Annotated in this window: 19 protein-coding genes; 5 read left to right on the plus strand and 14 right to left on the minus strand. The window is 61.7% G+C overall.

From position 1 onward, the window contains the following. Positions 1-9 precede the first annotated feature (9 nt). From JYK05_RS18850 to JYK05_RS18865, 4 genes are all read right to left on the minus strand, one after another. Positions 10-252 (minus strand): hypothetical protein, encoded by a 243-nt coding sequence (locus JYK05_RS18850; RefSeq protein ID WP_175940688.1) that lies wholly within the window; start codon positions 250-252, stop codon positions 10-12. Between the two features lie 177 nt (positions 253-429). Next, positions 430-2,253, minus strand: coding sequence for an alkaline phosphatase (locus tag JYK05_RS18855; protein ID WP_206468825.1), 1,824 nt, complete (start codon positions 2,251-2,253; stop codon positions 430-432). 159 nt (positions 2,254-2,412) lie between these two features. Continuing rightward, a complete protein-coding gene (locus JYK05_RS18860) occupies positions 2,413-3,483 on the minus strand; it encodes an FUSC family protein (protein ID WP_206468827.1) in 1,071 nt (356 codons plus the stop codon). A gap of 19 nt (positions 3,484-3,502) precedes the next feature. Beyond that, positions 3,503-4,429 carry a LysR family transcriptional regulator gene (locus JYK05_RS18865; protein WP_206468829.1) on the minus strand — a complete coding sequence of 309 codons (927 nt, stop codon included), beginning with the start codon at positions 4,427-4,429 and terminating at the stop codon, positions 3,503-3,505. Positions 4,430-4,540: 111 nt separating this feature from the next. Here JYK05_RS18865 and JYK05_RS18870 point away from each other — a divergent pair, with 111 nt between their 5' ends. Beyond that, complete coding sequence (locus tag JYK05_RS18870) at positions 4,541-4,975, plus strand: VOC family protein (RefSeq protein ID WP_206468830.1); 435 nt, start codon at positions 4,541-4,543, stop codon at positions 4,973-4,975. A gap of 95 nt (positions 4,976-5,070) precedes the next feature. Here the strand turns inward: JYK05_RS18870 and JYK05_RS18875 are convergent, their stop codons facing one another. Continuing rightward, entirely contained in the window at positions 5,071-5,355 is a 285-nt protein-coding gene (locus JYK05_RS18875; RefSeq protein WP_206468832.1) for a hypothetical protein, read from the minus strand. A 214-nt stretch (positions 5,356-5,569) separates the two neighbouring features. Further along, the gene (locus JYK05_RS18880; protein WP_206468834.1) at positions 5,570-6,934 is read right to left on the minus strand and encodes an MFS transporter; all 1,365 of its coding nucleotides are present in this window, start codon (positions 6,932-6,934) and stop codon (positions 5,570-5,572) included. A gap of 250 nt (positions 6,935-7,184) precedes the next feature. Between JYK05_RS18880 and phnN the strand changes: the two genes are divergently transcribed. Continuing rightward, complete coding sequence (gene phnN / locus JYK05_RS18885; RefSeq protein WP_206468836.1) at positions 7,185-7,742, plus strand: phosphonate metabolism protein/1,5-bisphosphokinase (PRPP-forming) PhnN; 558 nt, start codon at positions 7,185-7,187, stop codon at positions 7,740-7,742. Positions 7,743-7,870: 128 nt separating this feature from the next. Further along, entirely contained in the window at positions 7,871-8,617 is a 747-nt protein-coding gene (locus JYK05_RS18890; protein WP_206468837.1) for a Pr6Pr family membrane protein, read from the plus strand. A gap of 7 nt (positions 8,618-8,624) precedes the next feature. Here the strand turns inward: JYK05_RS18890 and JYK05_RS18895 are convergent, their stop codons facing one another. The 8 genes from JYK05_RS18895 to JYK05_RS18930 form a co-directional block, all read right to left on the minus strand. Further along, positions 8,625-8,933, minus strand: coding sequence for an EthD family reductase (locus JYK05_RS18895; RefSeq protein WP_206468838.1), 309 nt, complete (start codon positions 8,931-8,933; stop codon positions 8,625-8,627). A gap of 39 nt (positions 8,934-8,972) precedes the next feature. Continuing rightward, the gene (locus JYK05_RS18900) at positions 8,973-9,842 is read right to left on the minus strand and encodes an MBL fold metallo-hydrolase (protein WP_241269951.1); all 870 of its coding nucleotides are present in this window, start codon (positions 9,840-9,842) and stop codon (positions 8,973-8,975) included. A 68-nt stretch (positions 9,843-9,910) separates the two neighbouring features. Continuing rightward, the gene (locus JYK05_RS18905; RefSeq protein WP_241269952.1) at positions 9,911-10,807 is read right to left on the minus strand and encodes a quinoprotein dehydrogenase-associated SoxYZ-like carrier; all 897 of its coding nucleotides are present in this window, start codon (positions 10,805-10,807) and stop codon (positions 9,911-9,913) included. Next, positions 10,795-11,640: a quinoprotein relay system zinc metallohydrolase 2 gene (locus JYK05_RS18910; protein ID WP_241270016.1), complete on the minus strand. Its 846-nt coding sequence runs from the start codon at positions 11,638-11,640 to the stop codon at positions 10,795-10,797. The genes JYK05_RS18905 and JYK05_RS18910 overlap by 13 nt, the downstream gene beginning before the upstream one ends. A 192-nt stretch (positions 11,641-11,832) precedes the next feature. Continuing rightward, a complete protein-coding gene (locus JYK05_RS18915; protein WP_206468840.1) occupies positions 11,833-12,600 on the minus strand; it encodes a hypothetical protein in 768 nt (255 codons plus the stop codon). Beyond that, entirely contained in the window at positions 12,597-13,517 is a 921-nt protein-coding gene (locus tag JYK05_RS18920; protein ID WP_371826438.1) for a substrate-binding domain-containing protein, read from the minus strand. Before JYK05_RS18920 ends, JYK05_RS18915 begins: the two co-directional genes overlap by 4 nt. 48 nt (positions 13,518-13,565) lie before the next feature. Beyond that, on the minus strand, positions 13,566-13,979 hold the full coding sequence (locus tag JYK05_RS18925) for a c-type cytochrome (RefSeq protein ID WP_175940700.1): 414 nt from the start codon (positions 13,977-13,979) through the stop codon (positions 13,566-13,568). Between the two features lie 89 nt (positions 13,980-14,068). Continuing rightward, positions 14,069-15,877: a methanol/ethanol family PQQ-dependent dehydrogenase gene (locus JYK05_RS18930; RefSeq protein ID WP_206468841.1), complete on the minus strand. Its 1,809-nt coding sequence runs from the start codon at positions 15,875-15,877 to the stop codon at positions 14,069-14,071. Between the two features lie 379 nt (positions 15,878-16,256). On the opposite strand from JYK05_RS18930, the gene JYK05_RS18935 reads away from it, so the two are divergent. Continuing rightward, complete coding sequence (locus JYK05_RS18935) at positions 16,257-16,631, plus strand: 4a-hydroxytetrahydrobiopterin dehydratase (RefSeq protein WP_206468842.1); 375 nt, start codon at positions 16,257-16,259, stop codon at positions 16,629-16,631. A 709-nt stretch (positions 16,632-17,340) separates the two neighbouring features. Further along, positions 17,341-18,369, plus strand: a complete 1,029-nt coding sequence (locus JYK05_RS18940; protein WP_206468843.1) for a beta-ribofuranosylaminobenzene 5'-phosphate synthase family protein — start codon at positions 17,341-17,343, stop codon at positions 18,367-18,369. The last annotated feature ends 5 nt before the right edge of the window (positions 18,370-18,374 follow it).

The following is an 18,374-nucleotide window of genomic DNA, read 5'->3' on the forward strand; positions in this document are numbered from 1 at the left end:
CACTGGGTCTCAATCTTGCGCCTGAATGAGCGGGCTGTCCTGCTTGTCTTTGGACACGCTCGCATCTCCGCTTTGGCTTCCCGGCGCAGCGGAATCGTCGGCCGCGATGGTCTGCGTGTTCATGCCTTGTTGCGACGTGGGCGCGCCGGCATCCGGCTTGTAATGCGGCGCAGGACCATAGCCGCTTGCGAGCGCGTAAGGCGCGGCAAGCGAGGCCGCGACGAGAACAATGCCGGTGACTTTGCTGATCATGGTCGTACTCCTGAAGGTTTCAAATGTCCACTTCATCGGCCAATGCACTGCCCTGCCAGCATGCGACCTTCCGAAATGTGCACGCAGTCTACGTGCGTGACTCGACCGTGAAATCCCCCCAGAAGCGCGGATACGAATGGCGGAAGCGCCCTGAATGAAGCGCTTCGCGCACTGGCATCAGACGTTGTCTTCCACCGCTATCGCCACGGCGCCCGCATTGATCGTCAAACGCGTGCGCTTTTGCAAGGGGTTCTGCGGCGCGGTGCCGTCCGCGTTCAGCCCCTTCACCTTGTTGTAGATCGCGACGAACTGCGTGGGCGTGACTGTCGCCGATGCATAGCCGATTGCGTCGTGGTCCGCGTACAGCATGTCCGGATTATTCTGCCTGATGAACGCATCCAGTGCCGACGATGAAGTGATGAGCGATGCCAGCGGCATCCCTGCGACATAGTTCGTCGCATCCTGAAAGAACGGGCGGCTGCTGACGCCCGCCGCCATGAGATCGACGAGCACAGGCGTGCCTGTCGCCGGATCGGGCACGTCGCGCACGATGCCGGCCTGGAACGCGTGGAGATCGCCCGTGATGGCGATGAGATTCGTGATGCCTTGTGCCTTCACGAACGATGTGAGATCGGCCTTATGCGATGGATACCCGTCCCATGCGTCGCAGTCCATCACGAACACGAGGTTGTCGGGCGCAGGGGCGATCGAACGCAGGTCGAGCCACAAGCGATTCATCATCACCTCGTTGCCCCATACCTTCCAGATCGAGGTCGAGGCTTTCAGCGTGTCCTTCCACCATTGCGTCTGCACCGGGCCGAGCATGGACGGAATGCGCCCAAGACGCTGCGTATCCGCCGCCTCGAACTGCGCGAGCACCTGTTGCGGCACCGCGTACCGCGAGCCGACAAGATCGTTGCCGTTCACCGGGTCATGTCCCAGCTTCTGCGCAACAGCCGCTTCGCTGACCACATGATCGTCGCGATAAAGCCGCTCGTCGGTCATGACGAGGTGAATCAGCGAGCCGAAGTGAAAGTCCCGGTAAATGCGAATGTTGTCGTAGCTGGCGTTGTTGAGGTCGAACGACACGTCGCCCCAATCCACCGGCAAATATTCCGCCCACGCCTGATTCGCATTGCGGCGCCGCGCTGTCTGCTGCACGTTCGCATTGGTGTACGTCTGGTGGTCTTGCCAGCAATCGTCCGAGAACTCGTGATCGTCCCAGATGGCGACCACGGGAAAGCGCGCATGAACGGTCTGCAAGCGCGCGTCGCCGCGATACGTGCGATACAGCGTGCGGTAATCGGCGAGCGTGTTCGCATAGACGCCGCCGTCTGACATCGCGACGCCATCGGGCAAGGTGATCTGTGGATGCACCGGCTCGGCGGCATTCTTTTCCTTCGGACTACCGACGGTCTCGTAAATATAGTCGCCCAGATGCACGACGAAATCGAGGTCGGTTTCCGCGGCGAGCAGCGTGAGCGCCTGCCAGTGGTTCACGCTCCAGTTCTGGCAGACGAACCACGCGAAGCGCAGTTGGGGAAGCGATTCGGTGGCCGCCGCTGCGGTGCGTGTCGTGCCGGTCGCGCTGATGTCACTGCCGGCAATGAAGCGGTAATAGTAGGTCGTCTTCGCGCTGAGACCCGTGACCTTGGCTCGCACCGTGAAGTCGTAGTCGGGATTCGCGCTGAGGGGCACGCTCGCCGCGAGTTGCGAGAAATCGGGACGCGTGGAAACTTGCAGCGTCAGGGCGATTGCCGTTTGTGAGGCGTTGCTCGCATTGGCGACGCAGCGTGTCCAGAACACGACGGACGTATCGCGCGGGTCGCCGCTCGCGACGCCCTGCGCGAACGCGTACACGCCCGAAGGCGGTGGCGTGGTGCCGCCGCCCGCGCTGCTGCCGCCCTCGTCATCGCTCGAATGATGACAGGCCGCGAGCGTGCCGGACGCCGCCGCAACGGTATAGAACATGGACAACGACATAAAGCGGCGACGATCCATGACAGCCTCCAGAAAACGACGTGGCAGACAGACCATGCGCGCTCGATGTGTCGACTTCGAATCCGACCGGATAGCGGCTTACGGACGATGTGATGGCTTACACGCTACAAACAGCGGGTGTCAGTGTCAATACCGGACCGGTATAGAACGATCGTTCTATCAAGCATCGCGCTGCGGAACGGTCCGCAGAGGAAAGACGAGCCTTGCGCAAAGCAATCCGATGGCGCCGCCGAGAAGCGTCTCCCATGCGCGCGCGGCGAGTAGCGGCACCGAATGAACGCCGCTCGCGGCCAGCGTCACGACGAGCGCAAAGGCGAAGGCTCCGCACGCGATGTCGTAGCGGTCCGGCAGCGCCATCGCGTAGACGATCATCGCAATGGCAGCCATCGGCCAGACGAGAAGCGGCGCATGCTCAGCAAGCGGCAAGCAAATGATTCCGATGGGGACGCCCACCAGCGTGCCATAGATACGCCTTCGCACACGGTCCGCCGTTCCCACCGCGGACGTCGCGACGACATAGACGCATGCCGTGATGGCCCACGCCGATTCGGCGAGCGCGAACGCCGCATCGAGCAGCGCGACGACGAGCGCGCCGCTCGCTGCTTGCAGACCCATGGCAAAAGCGGGCGACACCGCCTGTCTGCCATAGACCGGCTGCGATGCGAGCGCAGGCGGCACCACAGGATGTTCCGCTGGTCCGCTCAAGAGACGCGGCACGATGGCCGCGAGCATGGCGATCAGCAGGGCGACCACGATTGCCCACGTATCCATCGGCGCGAGCTTCATCACGTAGGCGGCCACCTGGCCGATATAGAACTGCGATCCGATGCCAGCGCCCGTTACGCCGAAACGCTTTAAATAGCCCGCAAAAAAGGCCCCGGAGACGAGGATGAACTCGGCACCGCTGCGGCCGTGTTCGTCGAACCACGGTCCAAGCCATGCAACGGTGAACGCGCCGCACGCCGCCGCGAGGCACAGCACCGCGAGGTCCCGGCTCGATTCACGCCGCGTCGCGCGCGCCTCGGACACGCTCGCCCATAGCGCGAACGTCGCGGCGAGCGAGCCGACCGACACGCTTGCGGGCACGTCGCGCGTCACATCGTGCAGTGCGCCGATGGCCGCCGCAAGGCCATACGCCGTCACGAGCCGCAAGCCCTTGATGCGCCGATGCGTGCCGGGGTCCACGCGTTCGAACCATGCGGTCATTGCCAACAGGTAGCGAGCGTTCATCGCGATTCACCTTGTGCCTCTATCTGCGCTTCTTCCGCGCGGGTCGTTCAACCGCCTTGGCTCGATCTAAACCCGTGCCGTGCGCGGCTGCCTCGGCGATGCATTCGGCAAACCGCGCCGCTGCGTCGTGATCGGCGCGCCGCGCCCGCTCGACGAGACCGATCTCGCGGTGAAACGTATCGTCGCCGAGATCGTGCGCGACGGTGCCTCGCGGCCACGCACCGATGCCCGCCGACTTCGGCAGTAACGCGACACCCATGCCGCGCGCGACGAGTTGCGCGATGCCATGCAGTTCATCGGCCTCGATGGCCTCTCGCACGGCAATGCGCTTCTTGCGCAGGAAGACGTCGACTTGCCGGCCCCCAAACGAGCGCCGGTCGTATCGAATGAACGGCTCGCTTTCTATCAGCTCACGCCATGTCGCGCGCTTCTTTGCGGCCGGCGCGAGCAATACGAACGGCTCCGCGATAAGCGTGCGCCAGCGCAGTTCCGCAGGCAACGAAAACGGCGGGCGAATGATGACGGCCATGTCGGCTTCGGCGGCATCCACCTGTGCGAGCAGATTGAGCGACACGCCCGGCACGAGACGTATCCGCCATGCCGGCATGTCGCGCCGGAACGAAGCGATGGCATCGGGCAACAAGACAGCATGCGCCGATGCGATTGCGCCTACCGAAAGCGTGCCGCCCCGCCCTTCCTCGCCGCCGGGTTCGGCAAGACGCGCATAGAGCGCGATGAGTTCATCGGCGAGTTCGAGCGTGCGGCGCCCTGCTGCGTTCAGCGTCGCTGAGCGGCCGGTGCGATCGAAAAGCGCAAAGCCGAGATGCGCTTCGAGCCGCTGCATTTGCGCGCTCACCGCCGATTGCGTCAAGCCGATATGCGCCCCTGCACCGGCAAAGGTGCCGTGGCGGGCGACCGCCATGAAAGTCCTCAATTCGCGCAGCATGTGATCGATCGATTTCGTTGTTGCTCAGACCCGCAATTTATCGTTTTTCATGGATTTCGCTTATGAATACACTAGCGGCTTCTCTCGATCAACCCTCACGGACCTTCGACCATGAACACCCCGCACGACGCCATGCCGCCGTTTCATCTTGCGTTTCCCGTTCACAGTCTTTCGGATGCGCGCGCGTTCTATGGCGAACTGCTCGGCTGTCCCGAGGGACGCAGTTCGGAAGACTGGGTGGATTTCAATTTCTACGGGCACCAGATCGTCGCGCACCTTGCGCCGGACGAAGTCGGTCATCGCTCGACGAGCGCGGTCGATGGCGACGCCGTGCCCGTGCGCCATTTCGGCGTGGTGCTGTCGATCCCGCAGTGGGAAGCGCTCGCAGAGAAACTGAAGGCGGCGGGGACGCGCTTCATCATCGAGCCGCATATTCGCTTCAAGGGCGAAGTCGGCGAGCAGGCGACGATGTTCTTCCTCGACCCGTCGGGCAATGCGGTGGAAGTGAAGGCTTTCGCCAACATGGCATCGCTATTCGCGAAGTGACTTCCTGACCCTTCGCCCGCTCGCGCTGCAAATGAAACGGGACGCCATCGGCGTCCCGTTTTTACATCATGCGAGCGTAATGCTTACTGACCCGCTTACTGACCCGAGCCGCTTGCGCTGACCGGCGCGCCGGGGCCGCCCGGCGTTGCGCTGTCGCTCTGGCCAGCGGTCGAGCCGCTGTTCGAGGACGAATGCGTGCTGTGCGATTTCTTCTTCGAATGCGAGTGCTTGTGCGACATTCCGGAGCCCTGCGTGGTGGTCTGCGCGTTGTCGCCCGCTTGCAGGCCCGTGGCCGAGCTCGGCGGATTGTCCTGCGCGAAGGCGGATGCGCAAACGAGAGCGAATGCGCCGGCGGCGCAGGAGAGAGCGATACGTTTCATGTCGAATGACTCCTGTTGGCGGTTTGCGAATGCGATGGTTGCAGCTTGTTCTGCATGGCCGTCGAGTGATGCAAGCGACGGCTGGTCGCAAGACGTCTGGAGCATGGGACGTGCCACGGTCTGACGATTCGCAAGCTGACAAGCCCGCATCACCGTGACAATCGACATGACAACGCGGCGCGCGTCACCACGCGCCGCGAATCGCACAACGGGTTCAGTGGCCCACTGGCCCCGTAGCCTTGAGATCGGCATTCACCGCGCGCTGCGGATGAGCGGCCTGTTTGATGAGGAGCGCAACCGCAGAGACGAGCCCCGCGACTGCGATCACCGCGAAGATGCCACCGAAGCTGAAATGCAGGCGCGTGAGTTCGGCAACGAGGAATGATCCGGCAATGCCGCCGAAGCGCCCGATGCCGAGCATCCACGCGACACCCGTGCCGCGCCCCTGCGTCGGATAGAACGCGGCGGCGAGCGCGGGCATCGACGATTGGGCGGTGTTCATCAAGACGCCCGCAAGGAACACTACCAGCACGAGCAAGCCGACGTTGCCCACAGCCTGTCCGATGCAGTAGACGCTCACCGCCGTCAATGCATAGCATGCTGCAATCACGCGGTTCGCGTTGAACTTGTCCATCAGCACGCCGAGCAGCACCGCGCCGACGCCGCCGAGCGGAAACAGCGCGGAAATCAGCGTCGCGCGTTGCGGGCTCAAGCCGGATTCCTTGAGCAGAATCGGCATCCAGTTGATCGATGCATAGAAGATCACGAGGCCCATGAAGTACGCGAGCCACAGCATGATGGAGCCGATCACATAAGAACGCGACAACACCACGCTCATGCCGCTCTGACCCTGCACGGCAGGTGCGGCTTCGGTCATGAAGAACGAGCCGGCATTGCGAGCATCGTCCGAAATGCGGGCAAGCGTCGCGCGAATCTTCTCGACGGGCTTGGACTTCGCCACCATGTAGCGCACCGATTCCGGCAACGTGATGAGGAGCAGCACGGCAAGCGCGAGCGGCGCGACGCCGCCGAGGAACAGCACGCTGCGCCAGCCGAACTGCGGGATCATCCACGCCGCGAGGAAGCCGCCGAATGCAGCGCCCAGCGGAAAGCCGCAGAACATCAGGTTGATGAGCGTGGCGCGACGGTTGTCGGGACAGAACTCGCTCATCATCGTGACGGCGTTCGGCATGGCCGCGCCGAGGCCGAGGCCGGTAATGAAGCGCAGCGTCGTCAAATGCTCGAGGCTCGCGGAATACGCCGATGCAAAGCAGGCGACGCCGAAGATGATCACCGACGACAACAGCATCGCGCGGCGGCCGAGGCGGTCGGACAAGGGCCCCGACAGCAACGCGCCCGCAGCGAGGCCGAAGAGCGCCGCGCTCAACACGGGCGCGAGCGCCGGCCGGCTGATGTGCCACTCGGTCACCAGCGACGGCGCGATGAAGCCGATCGCGGCCGTATCGAAACCGTCGAGCAGCACGATGACGAAGCACATGCCGAAGATGAGCCACTGAAACGGCGAAAACCGGTGCTCGTTGATGAACGTCTGCACGTTCACGTTTGGACTTCTGCTCACTTCATTCCCTTCCGAAAGAGACGATGAATGTTCGCTATGCGAACAGCGATTCACATAGCGAACTATGCGTTTCGCGTGAGAATACGGAATAGCCCCATGTGCCGCAACGCGGGGTTACCCGGAAATGAAAGGGACGTGGCGGCCGACTCGTCAGACTGAATCGACGTCTGGCGCCGTTGCGAACCATACTGACATCACGAGTTGCACTCTACAATCGATCTTCGAACGCGAACATTGCACAGGACATCGCATGAGCAAGATGGAAAGCGCAAGGCTGATCTATGTCATGGGCCCTTCCGGGGCGGGCAAAGACTCACTGTTGGCGTTCGCGCGTGAACGCGTCGGCGCACGCGTGATGTTCGCGCATCGGTACATCACGCGTGCCATGACTGACGGCGAGAACCATATCGCGCTCACGCCCGACGAATTCGCCTCGCGCCTTTCTCACGGCCTCTTCGCGATGCATTGGGAAAGCCTCGGTCTGCGCTATGGCATCGGCATCGAACTGGATGCGTGGCTCGCGCGCGGCATCTCCGTCGTCGTCAACGGTTCGCGGCAGCACGCGCCAGAGGCGCTCGTGCGTTACCCCGACGCATGCTTCGTGCACATCGATGCCGCGCCTGCCGTGCTGGCCGCACGGCTTGCCAGGCGGGGACGCGAAGACGCGCGACAGATCGAGGCGCGGCTCGCACGCAGGCCCGCGTTTGAACTCCCGCGTCATGCGCGCGTGGTCCACATCGATAATTCCGGCTTGCTTGCAGAAGCCGGCAGCCAGTTCTTGAGCATCGTCGGTCACGCCGGGACATAGCGCGCCACGCTCAAATAACGCGTTCTCTGATCCAGCCCGACAATAGTCACGCACGAAGGCGTCAAAATGCATACATGACCGCCGAGGCGACGCCTGCGCGCTTTTACATGCGCCGATAAAATGACCGCATGTCCAAGTCCCAAGAGAACTCGCGGCGGCACGAGCCCGACTTGCCGCTTCATACCCCCAGCACTGCCTCGCTCGCTCTGGCTGCGGCTATCGCAATGGTCGCGTGGCTTGCCATCGCGGCGCAAACGGACCTGACCATCGCACGCTCGCTCGATCGCGGCCTGACCGTCATGGACGGTATCGCGCGGATGAGCAGCTACCTCACGAATCTGACGGTATTGCTCACGGCCATCTGCTTCACGTGTGTCGCCACGCGCGCTCAGGCGCCGCTTGCGCGCTTCTTTCGTCAGCCGACGGTCGTGACGGCAGTCGTCGTGTATATGGTCTTCGTCGGCATCGCGTATAACACACTGCTGCGCTTCTTATGGACGCCATCGGGCTATCGCGCGTTCGTCAATGAATCGCTGCACACGGTGGTGCCCGCGCTTTCCGCGTTGTACTGGCTCTTGTTCGTGCCGCGCTTTCATCTTTCCTGGCGGCGATGCGCGCTCTGGCTCGTCTATCCGCTGGGCTATCTCTTCGTGACGCTATGGCGCGGAAGCGAGTCGGAGTTTTACCCGTACTGGTTCATCGACGTGTCCGAGTTGGGTTACGAGCGCGTGTTTCTCAACGCCGCGATGCTAGTCGTGGTCTTTCTCGTGCTGATGAGCGTCTTTCTCGTTATCAATCACCGGCGCGACGATCTGCGCGTGCCCGATCCGGAAGTCGACTCCGACGACGTATCGGACTCGGGCGCGCCGCATTGAACGACGCTTAGGCGTCCTTGGTATCGAACATCAGCAACTCGACGCCCGCCTGAGCAAAGTTGGACAAATCGCCGGCGGTTGCCCGGCCTTCCGGCGATTCGAGCGCGGACCGGATCGCATCGAGCGAATCGAATTCGAGCACGGCGACGAGGTGATACGGCGATTCGCCTTGCGCCACCGTGACTGGTCCCGTGCTCAACTCATAACGCGTGAGGCCCGGTAGCTTTTTGGCGAGCGGAACATGCGTTGATGTGTAATGGGCATCGAATGCCTGTTTGTCCGACGGCGTTTTATACAGCGCGACCAGCTTGGCCATGTCGTGTCTCCTTGGTGTGGGCCTGCTTGAAAGAACGGGCTACTGCTTTTCCAACTGAAGATAGATGCGTTGCACGTTCTGCGGCTGCGCGGTGGTGTACAGCTTATAGCCGCTGAACGTGGGCAACTGCACTGCGTGCATTGCCTGCGTGAGACTCATGCCGCTCTTATAGGCTTGCTTCACGGATGCATCGAGCTCGCGCAAATACAAGCCGGTCTGCAAGATCGCGTCGCCGCGCAAAGGCGGACCGAACGCGGGCACGACGGTGTTCAGATCGAGCGCACGCAGGTTTTCGAGCGCAGCGAGCCAGCCCGGTATCTGCTCGTTGCGCAGCTCGGGAATTCGGCCATTCGATACCAGACTGCCCGCGAAGAGGACACCGGTTTCGGTATCGAGCACGGCCAGATCGCCGGGTGTGCTCGCGGGGCCGAAATGCAGCAATTGCAGTTTGCGTCCGCCGTTCTCTATCTCAGTGGTCCCGTCGATGGTGCGGTCAGGCACGGTCACGCGCGAGCCCGCCATCTCATCTTCGCCGAGTGTCTTGCGCAGATTCGCAAGACAGATGGAGCAGCGATCATGGATAAGTTGCGCCGCGCGAACATGCGCGAGTATCGGCACGTTCCGGTCGCGAAAGGCAGCGGCGCCGAAGACGAATTCCGGCGCTTGATGCGTGATGATGACGAGCGTCACCGGCAAAGGCGTCACCTTGCGGATGGCTTCGATCATCGCGCGGCCATAGCGATAGGACGGCCCCGTGTCGATCACCGTCACGCCGCTCTTCCCGACGATAAAGCCGTTATTCGCGACGATGCCATGATTCTCCGGCGCCACCGCGTCCCCCGTTCCGATGAACGCGTACACGCCCGGCGCAATGCGCGTTGGCGCAGGCATGCCGGCGAGCGCGGCCATCGCCGGTCCAGCCCACGCACCGCATGCAATCAAAAGCGCGGCGATGACTAGCTTCGCGCAGCGCAGCGTCATTTCATTGCCGACGCTTGCCCGGCCGCTTGCGTCTGAATAGCGATCGCGCCTTCGAACTGCTTGTTCTTGGTGTCCTCTATATGCGCTTTCAACTTCCCACTCCCGGTCGGCAGAAAGTAGAAGCGAAAATTCGGGTTCTCGCTGATCGAGAAGTTGACGTTCGCGGTCATCACCGGTTTATCCGCATACGTGACGGCGACCTTTCGAATGAAATAGGCCGTCGCATAGTTGCGCGTGATCTGGTTCATCGCCATGCCCGTGCGATTCGGGTGCCGCACCATCACTTGCGCGAGTTGCGGCTTGCCGGCGACCGCCGCGCCCTCCGATTGCAATCGAACCGTGCCTGCCGCGCGTTCGGCTGCATCGTCGTCCTTGTCGGCGGGTGCTGAACAACCGCCCGATGCCTTCACGAAGCGCACCGCGCTATACAGGTGCCCGTCGTTGGTTTCGGCGATGGCGCGCATGAACGTATAGTCCTCCACGCGCACACGCGTTTCGACGCTCGCCAGTCCAGACTCGGGCGTGAATTCGAAATAGCCCGCGTATGGCTCGGGATTCTCGTCGATGAAAAGGTAGATCTTCTTGATGTAGTGCGCGGGACTCTGAGCGAACTGTGCGTTGATCGCGATAGGAACGACTGCGGCATCTGCCGCGCGTGCAGGAGCGTCGAGCGTGATGACGGCTTCGCCATGCGTATCGACCGTTTGTCCCTTGAACGCGCCTTCCTTGAAATCGAGCCAGCGAGCGACCTTGTTCGGGTCGTCGTCCGGCTGTGCCGCTTGCGCGAGCGATGCCATCAACGCAAGCAGCGCGAACAGTGCGCCGCGCGCGCGCATAGAGCCAGGCGTATCGGTCATCATGATGCCCTCCATGCTGCCTGTTACTGCTCCCATTCGAGTTCCGCATAAGCCGCCGTCACATTGCGACGATGGTAAATCTCGTAGAGCAGCCACTTCTCGCGCTGATCGAGGCCAACGGTGTCTACGGCTTGTTGAATCGTCGCGCCGCGCTTGATGGCCTCGCGCACGTCACGCGCGAGTTCCGCAAGGTACTGCGCTTCTGCTTCCAGTGACTGCTGCCACGGCGGATCGAGCGGACCATGTCCCGGCACGACATGTCGCGGATTCATCTGCTTAATACGCGCGATGTCTTCCAGCCAGCCGACGACACTTCCATCCACCACCGGAATGCAGCGCACGAAGAGCAGGTCCCCGGTCCATAATGTGCCGCTCTTCTCATCGTATACCGTCAAGTCGTTGTTGGTATGCGCTGTTTGCCATGTCCGCAGCGTCAATGGACGGTCGCCGAGATCGAGCGTTGCGCTGCCATCCACCGTTTGCGTCGGCCCGATAATCTCACTACCTTCGGCGATGTCTCCGAGCTCCCGGTTCAGCGCGCGAAGATAATTCTCCGCGCGCGACGCCTCCGCTTGCGCGAGCTTCACGCTTCCGACGAATTGCGGATGATCGTCCACGAATGCCGCATTGCCGAAGATATGGTCCGGGTGCATGTGCGTGTTGATGACATAGCAGACCGGCAGCGGCGTGATCTTTCGTACCGCCTGCCTCAGCGCGCGTCCCTCTGCGAGCGTGCCGCCCGTGTCGATCACCGCCACGCAGCGCGTACCGACGATGAAGCCCACGTTCGCGATATCGCCTCTGTTCGCGCGTGTCGCAATGTCATCGTGAGCGCGATGCGCGTATTCTCCGGGCGCGATCTGCTGCATGGAGAGCGGCGGTTCCGCGCGCGTCGGTCCGCTAAGAAGCGCAAATAGCGTCAACGCAGGCCATGCCAATGACAGCGCCTTGATGCGTGATCGCGCCGAAATCGCACACATCTGCGGGATGAATGCTTCGCGTCCCGGCGCACGCGTAGTCGAGCGGACGAGATTCACGCGCACCTTGTCGCTCATGCGGCCTTATCGGCTCGCACGCGGCACATTCCCCGCCTTCACAGGCGCGCCCGCGGGCGGCGACAGATTCTTGAGCGCCCCTTGATAAGTGATCGTTTCCCTTTGCAGCGGATGGGCGAAGTCGTTGCCCGCGCCCGGCACTTCGGTGCGAATCATGAGAAGGCCGCCGGGCACATCGTCCGCGATCACGAACGTATAACGCTTGCCCGTGTACTGTGAGAAACGTTCGGCATTGGGATCGTTCAAGTAAGGCTGAATCACGACCTGATGCGCCGTCACATGCTTGCCGCCTCCGATTCCGAGCGCATCGCTCGATACGGGCGTAATCGCCGGAGCGGCTGCCAATGCGAGACGAACGCGCTGCTGAAAATAGCGCCGCTGTCCGCCCGTCAGTTGCTCCATCTCGGCAATGTCGTGTTCCAGAAAATAGATGATGACCGGATTGCAAGGGAGACCGCCGGGTACATTCACAGGACCGGTGCGGTCTGTCACGCGCGCATCGTTCTTGCTGTTGCCGGGACTCACGACGAGCACGCGCACCGTATCGCTGACTTTCGCGGGCGGACCGGAATAGTCCACGGAGTAATCCAGTTCCGTCTGCGGCTCGACGCCGCTCATATGCGGCTGCAGGAACACCAGGCGTTCGGCGGGCGCAATGTCCGCCCCCGGCGCCGAAGCAACCGGCGGTGCTGCGGCCAACGCGCTATGCCCTTGCGTCAGGCCCAGCGCGCACGCGATCATCACCGCGCAAAGAGTGACGGCAGGCGTTCTCATTGTGCTTGCGCGGGTTGCATCGGCTGGAGAGGCAGCAGCGGCACTTGATAGCTCGTCAATATCTGGTCGATCTTCGGCTGATTCGACGCAATCCAGTTATCGACCTTGTCGCGCCATGCTTTCTCTCCGTACCGCACGCCCATCGAGATTTCGAAGTCGAAGCGAATGCCGGGCTGCGGCGGGAACGCAACGAGCCTTACTTTGTTATCCGAACGATTGACAAAATATCCGGCGATCGGTCCCCAGACGAACGCAGCATCGACGTTGCCTTGCGACAGGTCATGCTCGATCATCTCGCCGGGAAACGCCTCGGGATCGCCGCTCTGCCCTTGATACGACACCGCCTGCTCGATAAGGTTATTTCTGAGCAGCCAGTCCACGGCCGGGCTTTTAACGAAGATGCCGAGCTTCATTTTCCTGAGTTGATCCGGCGGCAGACTCATGAGGTCAGCGGGCGTCTTGATGTTCGCGTACTCCGGGCGATTCGGAAAGACCATCGCGTAGGTAGAATGCAGATACGGCCGCGTCGTCGCAGTCAGTTCATAGCCCTTGGGTACGCCGATGATGAGATCGCACTTGTATTGCTCGGTATTCGGCACCTTGTCGCGCAGCGTATTCCTCACGAAACCCATGCGCTGCGGATAGAACGTGTATTCGAGCTTATAGCCGAAATCACTCGCCATCTGGCTCGCGATTTTGTTTTCGAAGCCTTCGCCTTTCTGGTTCGAGAGCGGCATGTTGTTCGGATCGGCGCATACGCGCAACACGCCGTCCGCGCCGTCGTTGTTCGGCAGGTTCGGCGGCGGACCGCCTGCGCCCTGCGCGAACGCGGCGTCGGCCGAAAGCAGAGCAAGCGCTGAAAGCAATGCGGCCATGCGACCGAATCGCACCGTACAACTGGCCTTACGTTGAAACATGAAGCCTCCGGGAGTAGAAGCGGTCATCGTGCGCCGCTCGCGATGCCTTCACTTGGCATCGATTGCTTGCAGGTCGCCCGGATTGATCTTGCCGTCGGACCGTCCCTTCAAATAGGTGTAGAGATTCTCCCAATTCTTCTGCATCATCTGGCTCGCGCTGAAGTCGGGCATGCCCTTGTCGACACGTCCGCCGAAGACCGTGCGATGAAATTCGTTCTTGTCGAGCGTCTTGAAAGCGTCGACCAGCGAGGGACCGACGAGACCTTCCTGCTTCGCCCCGTGACAGCGTTCGCACGCGAGCGCGCGCCAGGTACGCCATCCTTGCAGCGTATCGTTGTCGACCTTGTTGCCATCGACGACCTGATACGCCACCGGCTTCATCTCCCCTGAAGAGGTCTGAGCGAAAGGCGCGGATGACGCAACGAGCGCTATCGACAACACCAGGATGGTTCGGCCTATCATTCGCGTGTCTCCTTCAATATGTTTTTTATGCAAGGCTCTGCTATGCGCGGCGGCACGCATGCCGCCGCGCGATCCTGCTCACGCCTGTATCAACTCGGGACAGCGAAGATGAAGAGCGTGCCGCCCAGCGCCGTATACTTCGCGAGTTCGCGGTACCCGCCTACCGCACCGAGACCTTCCGTCGACTTTTCGAGTCCCGCTGCCATGCCGATGCCGGCCCAGCCGCCGATGCCCGAATACACGCCGACATATTGCTTGCCCTGGTACTGATACGTGAACACGTTGCCGATGATGCCGGACGGCGTCTTGAACTTCCACAGTTCCTTGCCGTCCCTGATGCGTACCGCCTTGATGTAGCCTTCGAGCGTGCCGTAGAACACGATGCCGCCTGCTGTCGCCAGCGCGCCCGACCACACCGAGAACCGCTCGGGCTTGGACCATGCGATCTTGCCCTTGGCCGCATCCCACGCGATGAAGTTGCCCATCGCGCCGTTCTCGTTCGGACCCGGATACATCGAAAGCGTTGCGCCGACGAACGGCTGACCCGACACGTAGTCGACCTGGAACGGTTCGTAGTCCATACAAACGTGATTGGTCGGAACGAGGAAGAGACTCGAGTTCGGATCGTATGCGGCAGGCTGCTGATCTTTCGATCCGAGCGCGGCAGGACAAATGCCCTTCACGTTATGGTCCGGACCCGCCTTCTGTGTCGAATAGCTGGCGTTGCGAATGGGCAGGCCGCTCTTGATATCGACGCTATCGGCCCAATTCACGGCCGGATCGTACTTCTGCGCGACGAGCAGTTCGCCGGTTTCGCGGTTCAGCGTATAGCCGAAGCCGTTGCGGTCGAAGTGAACGATCGCGGGCACTCGCTTTCCGCCGATGCTCAGGTCCGACAAGATCATTTCATTGACGCCGTCATAGTCCCACTCGTCGTGCGGCGTCATCTGATAGACCCACTTCGCTTTGCCGGTATTCAGGTCGCGCGCGAAGATCGACATCGACCATTTGTTGTCGCCGGGGCGCTGGGTCGGATTCCACGTGCCGGGGTTACCCGTGCCGTAGTAGACAAGGTTGAGCTTCGGGTCCCATGCGTACCATCCCCATGTCGTGCCGCCGCCGTATTTCCATTGATCGCCTTGCCAGCTCTTGGTCGACGAGTCGGCGCCCACGGGCATCATCTTGCCGTCGGACCACGTCATGGTTTGCTGCGGGTCCAGCAACATTTCATCGTCGGGGCCCGTGCTATAGGCCTTCCACACTTCCTTGCCGTCCTTGATGTTGTACGCAACGAGACGGCCACGCACGCCGAATTCGCCACCGGATATGCCGGTCAGCACTTTGTCGCCGAACACATGTGGCGCATTCGTATTGGTCTCGCCCTTCTTAGGATCGCCGTTCTGCGCGCTCCATACCACGTCGCCCGTCTTCGCATCGAGCGCGACGAGTTTGGTATCGGCTTGCTGGAGGAAGATCTTGCCGTCGCCATAAGCGAGGCCACGATTCACTGTATCGCAACACATCACGGAGATGACTTGCTGATCCTGCTTCGGCTGGTATTGCCAGATGAAGGTTTGATCCTTGAGGTTGATCGCAATGACTTTGTTGGGAAACGGCGAATGGATATACATCGTGTCGCCGATGACGAGCGGCGATCCTTCATGACCACGTAGCACACCGGTGGACATGGTCCAGGCGACCTGTAACTTGCCGACGTTGTTTTCGTTGATCTGCTTGAGCGTGCTATAGCGGTGATTCGAATAATCGCCCGCCTGCGCTGCCCAATTCGAAGGATTCTTGATAAGGCTGTCGAGTTGCGAATCGGCCTGCGCTACATAGGAATTCAGGCCTGCTGTCGCAACCACCGCCAGTCCAAGAACCAGGGTGCGTAAGTTCATGTCTCCTCCAGAATGGTGATGCCTCCGACCCAGGGATGACCACGCTACCGGGTGCATCGCGCGCGCCTTCTCAATGCGGGTAACGAGCTACGCTGTGCCCGGTCATGGCCGAACGCATGCGTATCGACGCCTTTTGCATATTCCATGCCGGTTTAGTGCGCTCGTGCGCGTATTGCGTTGGGGCGGGAGTGACATCCTGTTCGCTCACGTTAGCGCGTGAGTGCGCGGTGTATCGCGAGACATACTGTGTCAAATACGCGAAATCGCTGGCTTCTATAGCTTCGACTTCTGACGCGCCGCAGCAGTGTTTTGGTTTGCTTGTGTGCCTTTGGCGAAGACGCGCATACTGAATCACTCACGTTCTGTTCCGGACCTGGTCATGACTCAAGCCGAGAAGGTGTACTCCGATGCGGAGATCGCCGAGCGTCTCAACGGTGCGCTCAAACACTGGTACTTCGAGGATGGATGGCTCAGGCGCAGGTTCCGCACGGAAGGTTGGAAGGGCACGCTGATGGTCGTCAATACTGTGGGCCATCTGGCGGAAGCGGCTTGGCATCATCCGGACCTTACCGTTTCTTATGCGTTCGTTATCGTTAAGCTCAAGACGCATTCTGCCAAAGGCATCACCGATAAAGACTTTGCGCTTGCTTCGAAGATAGAAGAAGTCGTGCAGTGGCGGCCCTCGCTCGAAGGAGGGCCTCTTAGCGGGACGCCCACCGATGATCAGCGGTTTCGGTATATCAAGTACGATTGACTTTGTTTGCTTCTTTCTTGAGAGGCGTTTCTTGTCGGGGAACTCGCATTCGTGTCGGTCTATTAGTGTTGCCCCTCCCCGGGGCGGGGGTCACTTTCTTTGCTGCTGCAAAGAAAGTAACCGAAGAAAGCAGCTTTTGTGAGCCCGCAGCAGCGACAGTGTGTGGTCACTCCGCAGAAAGACAATGGCAATCAGTTTGAGACAGCCTTGAATCACCTTCCACGCCCGCTGAACATCAACGTCATGCGAGCCCCTTGGCTCGTCAACACCACACCCCGTTTAGCGCTTCACGCTTGAAATCGCAAACCGTGCCGCGTTAGTTCGTTGAGGCGCGGATCTGCCAGCACTGAGACCAACGTTTGACAAGCACGCATACCGTTGCAAGCGCTCGGTGTTAACGGGCCAAGGGGCTCGGAGGGCTCCGAGGAAGCGGCGCTCAGCGGGCGCGGAAGGTGATTCAGGGTTGATTCAAGCTGAGGGCCAACGACTTTCTGCGAAGTGACCACACCGTTACTGCTGCGGGCGAAAAAAAGCTGCTTTCTTTGGTTACTTTCTTTGCAGCAGCAAAGAAAGTGCCCCCCGCCCCGGGGAGGGGCAACGCCAATAGACCGACACGAAAACAAGTTCCACGAAAAGAGAAGAACGACGAACTTGGTACACCTTTTGCCTGGGCCATGAAAATCCCCGTACGAGCGAAAGCCAAAAGAACATGCCCAATTCCGCCCTGTCGCCACCCCAGGCGATCACCCTTTCGGCGGATGCCCGGCTGCATCTAGGCTTCATCGATCCGAACGGTTCGCTCGGCCGCGCTTTCGGGAGTGTGGGGCTCGTCATCGACGGACATGGCACCCGCATCACCGCGCGCCGCGCACAACGCAAGGCGCGCATAGACGGCGCATCGACGCAAGCGCAGCACGAGCGCATCGAAGCCTATCTCGCGCGACTCCACGCGGCGCTAGGCGTCACGCAACCCGTCGGCATCGAAGTGCACGAAACGCCACGCGCCCACACCGGACTAGGCTCCGGCACGCAACTGGCGCTCGCGCTCGGAACCGCGTTCGCCCGCGTGACCGGGCACGATCTGACCACGACGGATGTCGCACGGCTGCTCGGACGCGGCGCGCGTTCGGGCATCGGCATACATGGGTTCGATCACGGCGGACTGATCGTCGATGGCGGACGCAGCACCGCGCACAGCGAGAACGCAACGCTGCCGCCACTGCTCGCGCGTCAGCGCTTTCCCGATGCCTGGCGTGTGTTGCTCATCGACGACGCATCCCGCGAAGGGCTGCACGGCGAGGCGGAAAAGCGCGGCCTCGCCTCGCTTGCGCCGTTTCCCGCCGCGCTCGCCGCCCATCTTTCGCATCTCGTCTTGATGCGCCTCCTGCCCGCCGTCGCCGAATGCGACTTCGAACCCTTCGCCGACGCAATCTGCGACATGCAGCAGACCATCGGCGAGTACTTCGCGCCCGCGCAAGGCGGCGTGCTCGCGAGTCCCGCAGTGGCGCAAGCGCTGCAAGCGGTCGCGGCCGAACAGAAGGCCGGCATCGGTCAGACGTCGTGGGGGCCGGTGGGCTTCGCGTTCGTCGCAAGCGCGCAGCAGGCCGAGCGCGCGCTCGCCACCGCGCAACGCGCAGCGCCACATGCATCGCTCAGCTTCTCCATTGTCGCGGCCCGCAATCACGGCGCGACGTGGCGCGCAGCCTGTCCGCGCGAATCAGGCGCAAATGCTGCGTGAATCGC

The sequence above is a fragment of the Caballeronia sp. M1242 genome (genome assembly GCF_017220215.1).
GTDB lineage: Bacteria > Pseudomonadota > Gammaproteobacteria > Burkholderiales > Burkholderiaceae > Caballeronia.

Coding starts and splice junctions, on each gene's coding strand:
- JYK05_RS18875 (WP_206468832.1), bottom strand. CDS start 5,355: ATGAAACGTATCGCTCTCTCCTGCGCCGCCGGCGCATTCGCTCTCGTT.
- JYK05_RS18905 (WP_241269952.1), bottom strand. CDS start 10,807: ATGGGAGCAGTAACAGGCAGCATGGAGGGCATCATGATGACCGATACG.
- JYK05_RS18895 (WP_206468838.1), bottom strand. CDS start 8,933: ATGGCCAAGCTGGTCGCGCTGTATAAAACGCCGTCGGACAAACAGGCA.
- JYK05_RS18910 (WP_241270016.1), bottom strand. CDS start 11,640: ATGCAGCAGATCGCGCCCGGAGAATACGCGCATCGCGCTCACGATGAC.
- JYK05_RS18940 (WP_206468843.1), top strand. CDS start 17,341: ATGCCCAATTCCGCCCTGTCGCCACCCCAGGCGATCACCCTTTCGGCG.
- phnN (WP_206468836.1), top strand. CDS start 7,185: ATGAGCAAGATGGAAAGCGCAAGGCTGATCTATGTCATGGGCCCTTCC.
- JYK05_RS18870 (WP_206468830.1), top strand. CDS start 4,541: ATGAACACCCCGCACGACGCCATGCCGCCGTTTCATCTTGCGTTTCCC.
- JYK05_RS18925 (WP_175940700.1), bottom strand. CDS start 13,979: ATGATAGGCCGAACCATCCTGGTGTTGTCGATAGCGCTCGTTGCGTCA.
- JYK05_RS18890 (WP_206468837.1), top strand. CDS start 7,871: ATGTCCAAGTCCCAAGAGAACTCGCGGCGGCACGAGCCCGACTTGCCG.
- JYK05_RS18935 (WP_206468842.1), top strand. CDS start 16,257: ATGACTCAAGCCGAGAAGGTGTACTCCGATGCGGAGATCGCCGAGCGT.
- JYK05_RS18865 (WP_206468829.1), bottom strand. CDS start 4,429: ATGCTGCGCGAATTGAGGACTTTCATGGCGGTCGCCCGCCACGGCACC.
- JYK05_RS18860 (WP_206468827.1), bottom strand. CDS start 3,483: ATGAACGCTCGCTACCTGTTGGCAATGACCGCATGGTTCGAACGCGTG.
- JYK05_RS18915 (WP_206468840.1), bottom strand. CDS start 12,600: ATGAGAACGCCTGCCGTCACTCTTTGCGCGGTGATGATCGCGTGCGCG.
- JYK05_RS18920 (WP_371826438.1), bottom strand. CDS start 13,517: ATGTTTCAACGTAAGGCCAGTTGTACGGTGCGATTCGGTCGCATGGCC.
- JYK05_RS18855 (WP_206468825.1), bottom strand. CDS start 2,253: ATGGATCGTCGCCGCTTTATGTCGTTGTCCATGTTCTATACCGTTGCG.
- JYK05_RS18850 (WP_175940688.1), bottom strand. CDS start 252: ATGATCAGCAAAGTCACCGGCATTGTTCTCGTCGCGGCCTCGCTTGCC.
- JYK05_RS18930 (WP_206468841.1), bottom strand. CDS start 15,877: ATGAACTTACGCACCCTGGTTCTTGGACTGGCGGTGGTTGCGACAGCA.
- JYK05_RS18900 (WP_241269951.1), bottom strand. CDS start 9,842: ATGGCCGCGCTCGCCGGCATGCCTGCGCCAACGCGCATTGCGCCGGGC.